Genomic DNA, 11392 nt, shown 5'->3' on the forward strand with positions numbered 1-11392 from the left:
TCCCTACAGCTTCCAGCTGGTGGCGTCGCTCTTTTCACCCCAGAAGCTGCGGTAGCGTGGGGAACTCTCCATGAGTTCCTCGTGGTTGCCGATAGACTCCACGGTGCCGGAGGGACTCATCATCACAATCTGGTCCGCGTCGCGGATGGTGTGCAGCCGGTGCGCAATGACGACGATGGTGCGCTCGGCAGAAAGCGTTTTCATACCGCGCATCACAAGGTGCTCATTCTGCACGTCTAGAGAGCTAGTCGCCTCATCAAGCAGCACGATCCGCGCGTCCTTCAGTAGCGCACGAGCGATGGAGACACGCTGACGCTCACCACCGGAGAGATTCTGCCCGCCCTCGCTAATCAGGGTGTCAAACCCCTGCGGCAGCTGCCGGGCAATCTCGGTGACACCGGCCAACTCCGCTGCGCGGAGCACCTCCTCCCGCGTTGCATTGTGGCAGCCCAGGCGGATGTTTTCATACAGTGTGTCCTCGAAGAGGTACACGTATTGGAACACCATAGCCAGCGAATCCAACACCGCCCGGGAGCCAAGATCGCGAATATCCACACCACCGATACGGATGGTCCCCTGGTCAACGTCATAGAAGCGTGCCGCAAGTTTTAGCAAGGTGCTCTTGCCGCAGCCGCTGGGACCCACCAACGCAGTAGTAGTTCCGGGCGCCACGCGGAAACTCACGTCGCGGACCACTGGGGTGTTGGGTTCGTAGCCAAAGCCCACCCCATCGAACTCGATGCCATAGTCGCGTGGCGCCGCCGGAACCGCAGGCTCCGGCAACACCCGCGCATCGAGGATCTTTTGGATCTCATCTAAGGTATTGCGCGCGGATTCCAAGCCCTCGCCGTAGGGTATGCCCGACATAGCAACGCGAGCCAGGATGAACACCAACACAATGACGCCAATGTAGGTGCCTGCTTCTAGCCAGTGGTTGAGAAGTAGCACGGTGGCCAGGGCATCAATGACCACGGTACCGACCATGATGATTAAAGCCAGACGACCCATGATCATCTCACCTGTCTTCTGGGTGTGCTGCTGGGCGCTAAGCTGCTCTCGAATCGAGGCGCGCACGGCGCGCTCCCCCAGCGAATCCGGCCCAGCCATGCGCAGCACCGGCTGCACCTGGGCGAACTCCAGCACCTCCGCGGCGCCGTGCTCGTTGCGCTCGCCCTTCTGGCGCTCTGCCACGCGGTACTGCCGCATTAGGCGGTTATAGGCGAACCACACCACGGCAGCCACTGCAACGGTAACCAGCCCCAGCCGCCAGTCCACGGCGATGAGAAACACGCAAGCCAAACCGGCCGAGGCAGCACCGTGCAGCATGGGCCGCAGCATCATTGCCGGCGCGTTAGCGGCAAACAGCGCACCGCTGGTGGCTACAACACCGATCTGGCCGGCGCGATCTTCTTCAAAATAGCCCAGGGGTAGCTGTGCCGTGCGATCGGCGATAAGCCGGTGGATGCGCAGCACGTAATCATGCCCCAGGTCCTGGGCAATAACCTCAGTGGGCCAGTCTGCGGCGGCGTAGACGAGGACGGAGATAATGATCCAGGGCAACCATGCTGCGGCCTGCGCGGGATCTTCGCTAAACAGCGTGTCCAAAAACAGTGCAATGAGGATAAGGCCAATGGCCAACGCCACCGCGGAAATCCCAATTAGCGTAAGGACCAGCACCAGACGGCGACGATCAGCCGGACTGCCCAGTGAATAGAGCGTGCGGATCATTATTTTTCCTCCCCTTGGATGCCCGCCTGCGCGGTTTGGTAGCGTGCCCACATCGTGGCGTAGCCCTTGCCTGCCGCCACTAACTCTTCGTGAGTGCCTGCTTCGGTGACCTCACCGTTTTCCAGCATGAGGATCCGGTCAGCGCCGGTGATCGTGTGGAGCCGGTGTGCGATAACTACTAGCGTGCGCCCGGCCACCAGCTCGGTAATGGCCCGCTGGATCGCGGCCTCGGAGTCCGGATCCGCAAAAGCGGTGGCCTCATCCAACACGAGGATCGGCGCGTCGAGCAAGATGGACCGGGCAATAGCCAGCCGCTGCTGCTCGCCACCGGAAAGCTGCGCGTCCTCTCCCACCACCGAGTCGTAGCCGCGCGGCAGATGGGTAATGCGCTCATGAATCTGGGCGGCGCGGGCGGCGCGAACCACGTCTGCGTCGGTGGCCTCCGGGTGAGCGAGGCGAATGTTATCCCGCACGCTCATCCGCATAAGGTAAGGGTCCTGGAAGACGAACCCTACCCTACGGTAGAGCTGGTCAGATCGGAGATCAGTACTAGGGACGCCACCAATGCGCACCGACCCCTCCGTGGGGTCTAATAGCCGGGGGATGAGCGCGGCTAACGTGGACTTCCCCGAGCCGGAAGGTCCCACCACCGCAGTGATGCTGCCGGCGGTAAGTTTTTGGTTAATGCCGGAAAGCACCGGGGTGTCCGGCACGTAGGAGAAGCTTAAATCTTTCAACTCAATTCCGGCGTTTGCAGGCTCCCTGCCGCCAGCAGCGGGCGGCAATACCGGGATGTTGAAGAACTCGGTGAGATCCGCCGCGGCAGCCTTCGCCTCCGAAAACATGATGTTAGTGCGCGAAAGCATAAGCAGAGGCGCGGCGATGTTGTTGATGAACAAAAACGCTGCCAGCACATCGGCCACTGGTACGCCCGCAGACGTGATGAGCCACGGGCTGGCCGCGGCTACCACCAGCAGGCCAAACCCGGTGGAGGTGAAGATCTTCATCAAAGCGGTGGGGTGTACGGTGGCGTGCAACCACTCGCGATAGAACCCACCAAAACTCCGGGAACGACTAAGGAAAATGCTCTCGTCGTAGCCTTCCGGAACAAACACCTTGATAACCGGGATGCCGCGCACCAACTCTACGACGGCGGCGTCTAGCTGCTTCTGGCTGGACTTAAATTTCTCCGCCTTTTCTTGAAACTCGCGCATCATAAACGGCATGGTGGCCACTGCCAACAGCAGTGGTACCAGGCCCAGCAGGCCTATCCGCCAGTCCACCACGAACATGTATCCCAGGCTCAATAGCGGTACGAGTACACCGGCCGAATAATCGTGCGGCGCGTGGGCGATGAGCTGGTGGATCTTGGTGACGTCGTCTTCGATGTAGGTTTTCACAGTCCCCGAAGGTGTCCGCGTAAACCAAGACAGCGGGAGCCTACCCAGCTTGGTAATCTGCTGCTGGCGTAAGTGCTCGCCCAAAAGGCCGTCGGCCTGGTGGCTTACCTGGAGGCTCTTCACGGTTGCCTGTCCATGTAGGACGGTGGCCACCATGAGCGCCGCGACTAGCAGCCACAGCTTTGACGCATCTATCGGCTCTCCCTGGAAGGACAGCATTACGGTGCGCACCAGCTCAACCAGCACGATTACCGGCACCAGCGACAAAACCGCCGCCAGCACCGCCAATAGCAGCGACACCGTGATCTGCCGGTGGGCAGGTTGAGATATTTGCCTAAATGTAATGGGTGGTTTTTGTTCGGTCATCGGGGCCTCTTTACTTAACAGTCACAATCACGCATTGTTCCGCGCTAACCAGGCAGTGTTCCCAGTAATTCCCGCTAGAAAACCGGCAAGCAGGTCGAGGAACTCGGTTCCAGTATCGAGCGGGAAGAAATGCCCACCCGGCAGGACCTTCAGTTCAAAACTACCGCTGGTAAAATTTTCCCACCGGGAAAGCATCTCTGGGCTGACAGCTGGGTCGCTATCCCCCGCCAATGCCAGCACAGGAGAGCGAAGCACCGTGGTTGCATGGTGAAAGCCCTCGTGTAACACATAATCGCGACGAATGTCAGCGAGCAGCAGCTTCATCACATCATCATTGGCAAGGATCTCAGGTGGTGTGCCACCTACCTTCTCAAACTCCCTGCGCAGCGCACCGAACCCCATTGACGAGTGGTATTCCCCAGGCACGGTTTCTCCGGGCGCCTGCCGTGCGGCCACCACCACGGCTTCCGGTATAGTGGGCCGATGCATCTGCTGCAGGCAGGCAGCAACCTGGTAGGCCAGCGCTGCCCCCATGGAGTGGCCGTACAACGCAATCGGCGCGCCCGCCGCCAGATCTACTATCTCGGTTGCGCACATATCGGCGAGCTTGTCAAAGTCGCTTACCCATTTCTCTCGGCGACGGGTTGCCTTTCCGGGAAGCTCCACCGGCACCACGTCAATGCTTGGGTTGACCCCCACCCATCCACGATAGACGGAAGCGCTGCCTCCTGCGTGATGGAAGCAAAACAAGAGGGTTCCAGTGCGATGTCCGGCCACAAACGGAAAGACTCCCTCGCAGCTGATTTCTGTCATTTTTCGCCTTTCGCTAGGTCGGACTGATTAAGCACGATTTCTACTGCTGCGACGGTACCCGGGTCTGTGGCAAGCAACTCGGGCATCCTGCGGGCTGCGGAGTCGTATGCTCCACTTACCAAATTGGCAATTCCGGCGGCCAGGGACTGGGCACTCAGTTCGCCTCGCTGGGCGTCAATATAGTTCGGCCCGGCACCGTTTCGACAAACTGCGTTGGCATGGAAGTGTTGGTCACCACCGAATGCAACCGCAAGGCACGGCTTGCCGGCGCGCAGGATCGCCCCGGTGGTGCCCAGTGAGCCGTGGCAGATGCCTGCACGGCACCACGGAAGCACAGTCGCGAACGGGACCCGGGCGACGGTGAGGATTCCTTCTCTCACACCAGGCTCATGATCGGGATCGACGATTATCGCCCGCAGACCATGCTCGATGCACGCGTCTCGAGTCCATCGTTGAAGGTCATAAACGCGATCTGAGACCATACTCCCAAAGCTTGCCAGAACCGGGGCCGAGCCGGCAGCCACAAACTCCTCGACTGCTGGGTCTAGGGCGAGTTCACTGTGGTGCGGGTCAAGCCACTCGCCAGTGACGTGAATGTGGTTTTTCCATTCCGGCGCCGGCGGACTCAACGCGGGACTGAATTGGTAGATCGTGGTTGGTGGAGAGGAGAGCGCTCGCTGACGCAGCCCCAACCTACGGCGCCATGCCGCTATCACTGGGCGCATCGCCCAAGCCATCAGAGTATTGGACATCCAGTGGGTGACCAGAGCTCCGACAGAGCCGTCCAGTTTTCGCGGATCCACGAGGCTGTAACGGAGGCAGGGTTCGGTAGGGAAAACCTGCACCCGAACGCTGGGGACTCCGCGTGCAGCCCCTAACAACCGAGCAACTTCACTGAATTGGGTGTACATGACCACGTCAACGCCATCCATGGCATGCTCTAACACATCGAAAACGTGGGCGTCAGATATCATCTCACGGATACCTAAGACAGTGTCCATCATGCCTTTACTATCGCCCAAAAGGCGCTTCATTAACGCCCGGTAATCACCGGGTAACTCGATGTAGTCCACCCCGTTTGCACGAAAACTCCCGCCGAATTCGCTAAACCCAGCCAAAACAAACTGGTGGCCACGATCTCGAAGTGCGACACCAAGGTGCGCAAATGGCAGCATATCACCCTCAGAACCCAGGACGACCGCGAGAACTTTCACAGCCGTCTCAATCCGTAATCCAACTAGGCCACTCAGGAACCCAAGACTCCCCCATGAGCTTATCTTCCGGGCCAATATCACGAATGACTCGGCACGGATTACCGGCTGCGAGTACCATGGGCGGAATATCTCTTGTCACAACACTGCCAGCACCAATTACTGCACCATGCCCAATCGTGACACCCGCAGTTACCGTGCAATTGCCACCAAGCCACACATGGTCTTGTATGGTGATCGCACCCCCGGTACACACCATGTATTGCCGCTCTACGGGGTCTAAGGCGTGATTGCCAGCAAAGAAGGAACACCATGGACCAACCATGACCTCATTGCCAAATGTCACCGGGGCCATATCAAGTACCGTCGTTCCTCGATTGAAGGTCACGCCATCTCCGACCTTGATTTTCGAGCCATATTGGACATGAAATGGCAGGAAAACCATTAAGCGCTCCCCCAGTTCACCAAGCAGGTCTGCCATCACTGCCTGCTTCTCCGCTGTTTGAAGTGGACGAAGCTGGTTGAGATCGTGACACTTCTCCGCCGCCTCCATCATCTCGTAATAGAGATCCGGGTCCTCAATAGGGCGGAAGGGCTGACCGCAGAGAATCTTATCTTCGATTTGCTCTCGAGAATCCATGGATACTCCTTTGCGCTTGAGAGGCGCGAGCCACAATACGAATTACGGTCAGCCACGCGGTTTGACCCTGACTAGTCGGAATACCCAGATTCTTAGCTCACACTTGGTAGCTTACAGGCCTTCGACTTAATTGTCAAGCATGCCATGCCTAATTATGGTATGCTCAACTTTGCAGCAACCTGCAGCGTCGCCGCCGATCAGCCGACCTGTGCAGCCCTCTCCTGCGGGGCGCTGTGCACGACCCGGTGCCGCTAGACATACATCATTTTCTAAGGATTAGTTGGCACTACCCCAGGCGCTTGCTCCGTGGACCACAATCCATCGTTCGCGGGCAATAATCGGTTTTCCTTCTGCGGTAGGAGAATCGGTGCGCCGTCTAATAGACCGTTGACGTATATCCAGGGATGAATCATGAAAGAAAACCCCACCACGGCAACCGCTAGCGGTGACCCCAGCGCCACCGCAGTCCCCTCAACCAGCGCCCACGCAAAAGGCCGCGACCTGGTGCTTGATGTCCAAGATCTGCGATGTAGCCTGGGAAAAGTCAAGAAGCGAACGGAAATCCTGCGCGGTGTGACCCTCGCCATTCCGCGCGGGGGCATCCTCGCCGTCCTAGGCGCCAATGGTGCCGGCAAGACAACCTTGGTCAATGTCCTTTCCACGCTGCTGCCCGCCACGGGCGGAACCGCCATCATCGATGGCCACAACTTAGCCACGGATCCTTCCAAGGTGCGCGCTTCCATCGCGCTGACCGGGCAATACGCCGCAGTGGATGAGGAGCTTACCGGCAAGGAAAACCTCATCTTCTTTGGCCGCCTGGCAGGGCTTAAAGCTAGCGATGCGAAGGCCCGCGCCGCGGAACTTCTTGAGCGCTTCGATCTGGTTGGCGCCGCCGACCGCCTGGTTTCGGCATACTCGGGCGGCATGCGCCGGCGGTTAGATATCGCCGCCTCCCTCACTGTCCCGCCCGCGCTGCTGTTCCTCGACGAGCCGACCACGGGCCTCGACCCCGCCGCGCGCAGCTCCGTGTGGGATACCGTCCGCGGGCTGGCGGCCGACGGCACCTCGATCCTGCTTACTACCCAATACCTGGAAGAAGCTGACCAGCTCGCAGACCGCGTCGCCGTGCTCGCCGGAGGCAAGGTGCTCGACGAAGGCACCCCCGCCGAGCTCAAGGACCGCTATGGCACCACGGTGTGCCTCATCACGATGTCTAGCCCGGACGATGCCGCACGCCTCACCCACACCTTGCAAGAACACCGCATCGACTGCCGCCAAGAGGACACCGTATTGCGCGTCGATGCGCCCGATGGCCACCGCACCCTAGTCCGGGCGCTGGCCTTGTGGGATGGCGACGACACCTCGGTCGCGGACGTCTCCTTGGTTCCGCCCTCCTTGGACGATGTCTACTTCGCTATCGCCGGGTCCGGCGACATCGCGCAGCAGGCTCCCCACACCGGTGGAGGCTCCCAGTGAACGCGCTCGGAGCAGTCGCTGCCTCGTGGCACCGCAATGTCCTGCGCACCGTCCGCAACAAGGCCGTAATGGTTTCCGCCGTGGCAATACCCAGCCTGTTCATGGTCATCTTTTACGCCACCTTCGCCAAGGCTTCGACGGAACTCGGCATCGATTACGCCGCCTTCCTCCTGCCCGCCGGCGTTATTCAGGCGATTGTGTTCGCCGCCGGGGGCTCCTCCTTGGCGATTACGCGTGACGCCGAAAACGGCATCCACGACCGCATCCGCGCCACCGGGACGCCCGCCTGGGCCACGGTCGTCGGCCGGCTGCTGGCAGATCTCACCCGCGCCGCGTGGTCGTGCAGCATCGTCGTCCTCACCACGATCCTGCTCGGTGCCCGCTACGCTGCCGGACCGGGTCGTATTATCCTTACCATCGCCCTTTTCGCCGCCCTCACCATCATCCTCTCCGCGTTTATCGATGGCTCCTGCCTGTTGGCCCCCAAGCCCACCTCGGCGTCCTTGCTCTTCCAAAACCTCGTGCTGGTCATGGTGATGTTCTCCACCGCATTCGTGCCTGCGGATGCGCTGCCCGGCGGCATTGGCCCCATCATCCGGCACGTACCGCTATCTCCCATCTTGGACACCGCCCGCAACCTACTAGGTGGCGCTGCCCTGGGGGCGCGCGGAGTCGAAGCACTGTGCTGGCTCATCGCCATGACCGTCGTTGGCGTATGGGGCTTTATCACCGCTTTCCAGGGGAGGAAACATGACTAACCACACCACCGCCACCGTGTCGCACGACACCACCTGGCTGTCCACTGTCGCCACGCATTTTGGAAGGCACCTGCGCGCCGCCCGCCGCGATAGCGCGGTAATTACCAATACCGTGGCTGGTCCCGTTTTGATGTTCCTGGTCATGCGGTGGCTGTTTGGCGACCTCATGGCGGCCTCGCAAGGCTCTGCCACGCTCGACGCGTTACCGCTTACCATCGCGCTCATCCTTTCCAGCGAACTGATGAATGGCACCTCCGCCGCCGCGCAGATAATTAAGGAACGCCAACGCGGTATCACCACCCGCATCGCGACCACGCGCTACGGCACCAGCCCGGAGATCTTCGGCCGCTGGTGTTTCGATTCCTTACGCAGCCTTATCTCCGGCTGCGCGGTGCTGCTGGCTTCCGTGGCTTCTGGCCTGCGTATTCACACGCTGGCCGGGTTTGGCTGGGTGCTGTTAGTCATCATCTTCGGCGCGGTGGTGGCCGCCTCGCTATCGGCCATGGTGGGCGCGATGTGCGCCACCCCGGAGGCCGCCATTGGCCCGGCCCCCATCATCATGGCGGCCATGGCACTTAACGGCGGCCTCGTGCCCGTGGAGCAATTCGCTGGTGTGGTTCAACCCATCGCCCGGTGGAATCCGCTTACCTTCGCCGCCCGCGCCGGCGCCGCCATCGACGGCACGCCAAGCGCCGAAATCCTTGCCACCGGCCAGCCCGGCACCGCAGTCTGGGCTTTCGTGGCCTGGATGGTAGCACTCACCGTAGTGCTGCTAGCCGCCGCAGCTGCGTTCCGCCGCCCCACCATGTCGTAAATAGCGCCGGTTAGCGCGACAGTGCTACTTGTCGCGCGGCGGCGTCCCCAGCGGCGCGGTAGCGCTACTTGCCGCGCAGGGCGCGCCGCCGCGATAAAGAGCTGCGAATCTTTACCCGCGGCCGCGCTAAGGCGGGTAGTGTCGCCGCCGGTTACCGGCAACCAGGCGGCCTCGCCCGGGGCTAGCTCCAGGTCGTTTACCGTGACCACACCAGAAGTAGCCAGGGCGATGGCCGGTCCGGGAAGCTGCGTGGAAACCGTGGTGCCGGCGGGCAAATCGTAGCGGGTCACCGCAAACTCCTGCACCGGCAGCGGGTACTCTACTACCGTCGCGGTGTTGGGCGCGGCATCGGCAACAGCGGCGCTCTCCGCGCCTGCACCATCGCCCAGGGAGGTGTTCCTATATAGTTTGTCAATTCCGTGGGTGAGTTTGTTGGGGGGGTGTGAAGGGTTTCTGCTTTTCCTTGTGGATGTTGTTTTCGGGCACGGTGAGGAGCCGATTGGGCTTGCTGTGCAATCGGCTTGAGGTGAGGGTCTGTTGGTTCTAGGCTGCTGCGGCCTCCTGGACTGTGGAGATGTCTCGGTAGAGCTCGCCGTTTCGCATCATGGCGAAGAGAACGTTGAGGCGCCGGCGTGCGAGTGCGACGACTGCGGCGTTGTGTCTTTTGCCTTCTTTGCGTTTTCGTTCATAGAATTGCCGGGAACGCTCGTGGAATCTGATCGATGCAAAAGACGATTGCCATAGGGCGTTCTTTAATTTTTTGTTGCCAGCCCGGTTAGGCGAATTCGACATGATAGACGTTCCTGACTGATTCGTCCGCGGTGATAGCCCTGCATAGGATGCTAGGTGCGCTGCATCGGGGAAGTCGGACATATCGCCAACAGTCATGAGGATCTGCGCTGCGCTACGCGGGCCGATACCAGGCATGGATAAAAGAATCTCGGTCTGCGGAATGTCCTGAATCAGCTTGAGTACCTGCGCTTCGATTTCTTTACGATGCTCGAGTTTGGTTAGTGCATCTGTGGCGGACATTGCTACGCCAAGTTCGGCGTATTCTGCGCCGGCAATGGATACGGTCTGTTCGTGGATGGCAGCAAGCATGGCATCGATGGGACCTGACCCCCATGTGGTGGACACCTGATATCCAGCCCAGTCGAGCTGGGAAGAAAGGTAATCTACCACCATGTCCAGGTACTCCGAACAGTTCAAACGCGATGCCGTAGCCCTCTATGAGAACAACGAGGATCTCTCGCTGAACTCAGCATCAGCTGAGCTCGGTATCAACCGTGCCTCGCTACATTCTTGGGTCAAAAAGTACGGCACTGGCAAACGTGCCCGCACGAAGGCCGTGCACGATCAAGCCCAAGCGGCGAATGATTCTGCGCGAATCCGTCAGCTGGAAAAAGAAGTCTCTAAGCTGCGCGAGGAACGCGACATCCTGCGTAAGGCCGCGAAATATTTTGCCGAAGAGACTCACTGGTGATCCGCTTCCAGTTTGTCGATGACCACCGAACCGAGTACTCGGTTAAGCGGATGTGCGATGTGTTAAAGCTGAATCGTTCCTCGTTTTACAAGTGGGTGAGCACCCGTAAAAAACGCAGGTTAAAGATGTATTCTGATGCCGTTATTGGTGCAAGAATCAAGACCATCTTCGATGATGAGCACGGGCTTTATGGTGCTAAACGCATCGCCGCAAGCCTCAAGGAGGACACGACGTATACCCCGATCAATCACAAGAAAGTTGCACGCATCATGAAATCCATGGGGTTAAAAGGCTTTAGCAAACGGCGTCGATGCATTACTACCAGGCGTAAGCCTGGTCACCGTGTCATGCCGGACTTAGTAGGCCGTAAATTCACAGCCAACGAGCCGAACCGCGTTTATGTTGGCGACATTACCTACCTGCCCTGTAAGGGTGGCAAGAACATGTATTTGGCCACAGTCATTGACACGTATTCACGTAAACTTGCAGGTTATGCACTCGCAGACCACATGCGGGTCTCACTAGTTATCGATGCTCTAGCCCACGCACACGGCGTGCGCGGCAGTCTTGACGGGACTATTTTCCATTCCGATCACGGCAGCGTGTACACCTCACAAGCCTTTAGGAACTACTGCTCGTCGTTAGGTGTGCGCCAGTCCATGGGCGCGGTTGGAACGAGTGCCGATAATGCCCTGGCAGAATC

8 protein-coding genes and 2 pseudogenes are annotated in these 11392 nt (G+C 59.7%); 4 read left to right on the forward strand and 6 right to left on the reverse strand.

All coding sequences use genetic code 11. The features are described 5' to 3' along the window. Positions 1–3 precede the first annotated feature (3 nt). The 5 genes from HMPREF2807_RS09130 to HMPREF2807_RS09150 all read right to left on the reverse strand — a co-directional run bounded on the left by HMPREF2807_RS09130 (position 4) and on the right by HMPREF2807_RS09150 (position 6158). The gene (locus tag HMPREF2807_RS09130) at positions 4–1728 is read right to left on the reverse strand and encodes an ABC transporter ATP-binding protein (protein ID WP_014303363.1); all 1725 of its coding nucleotides are present in this window, start codon (positions 1726–1728) and stop codon (positions 4–6) included. Continuing rightward, entirely contained in the window at positions 1728–3428 is a 1701-nt protein-coding gene (locus tag HMPREF2807_RS09135) for an ABC transporter ATP-binding protein (protein WP_232751658.1), read from the reverse strand. The genes HMPREF2807_RS09130 and HMPREF2807_RS09135 overlap by 1 nt, the downstream gene beginning before the upstream one ends. A gap of 93 nt (positions 3429–3521) precedes the next feature. After that, positions 3522–4307 (reverse strand): thioesterase II family protein, encoded by a 786-nt coding sequence (locus tag HMPREF2807_RS09140; RefSeq protein WP_023018093.1) that lies wholly within the window; start codon positions 4305–4307, stop codon positions 3522–3524. After that, a complete protein-coding gene (locus HMPREF2807_RS09145) occupies positions 4304–5521 on the reverse strand; it encodes a glycosyltransferase (protein WP_070512124.1) in 1218 nt (405 codons plus the stop codon). The genes HMPREF2807_RS09140 and HMPREF2807_RS09145 overlap by 4 nt, the downstream gene beginning before the upstream one ends. Before the next feature lie 7 nt (positions 5522–5528). Further along, complete coding sequence (locus tag HMPREF2807_RS09150; RefSeq protein ID WP_014303359.1) at positions 5529–6158, reverse strand: sugar O-acetyltransferase; 630 nt, start codon at positions 6156–6158, stop codon at positions 5529–5531. A gap of 411 nt (positions 6159–6569) precedes the next feature. Between HMPREF2807_RS09150 and HMPREF2807_RS09155 the strand changes: the two genes are divergently transcribed. The 3 genes from HMPREF2807_RS09155 to HMPREF2807_RS09165 are packed head-to-tail and all read left to right on the forward strand — an operon-like array spanning position 6570 to position 9206. Further along, a complete protein-coding gene (locus tag HMPREF2807_RS09155) occupies positions 6570–7634 on the forward strand; it encodes an ATP-binding cassette domain-containing protein (protein WP_014303358.1) in 1065 nt (354 codons plus the stop codon). Next, complete coding sequence (locus HMPREF2807_RS09160) at positions 7631–8392, forward strand: ABC transporter permease (protein ID WP_014303357.1); 762 nt, start codon at positions 7631–7633, stop codon at positions 8390–8392. Before HMPREF2807_RS09155 ends, HMPREF2807_RS09160 begins: the two co-directional genes overlap by 4 nt. Next, positions 8385–9206, forward strand: coding sequence for an ABC transporter permease (locus HMPREF2807_RS09165; RefSeq protein ID WP_014303356.1), 822 nt, complete (start codon positions 8385–8387; stop codon positions 9204–9206). Before HMPREF2807_RS09160 ends, HMPREF2807_RS09165 begins: the two co-directional genes overlap by 8 nt. Before the next feature lie 543 nt (positions 9207–9749). On the opposite strand, the pseudogene HMPREF2807_RS09170 reads toward HMPREF2807_RS09165, so the two are convergent. Further along, positions 9750–10316, reverse strand: a pseudogene (locus HMPREF2807_RS09170) (transposase); the annotation flags it as partial. 73 nt (positions 10317–10389) lie between these two features. Between HMPREF2807_RS09170 and HMPREF2807_RS09180 the strand changes: the two are divergent. Then, positions 10390–11392, forward strand: a pseudogene (locus HMPREF2807_RS09180) (IS3 family transposase); the annotation flags it as partial.

The organism is Corynebacterium sp. HMSC074A09 (genome assembly GCF_001811545.1).
GTDB lineage: Bacteria > Actinomycetota > Actinomycetes > Mycobacteriales > Mycobacteriaceae > Corynebacterium > Corynebacterium hiratae.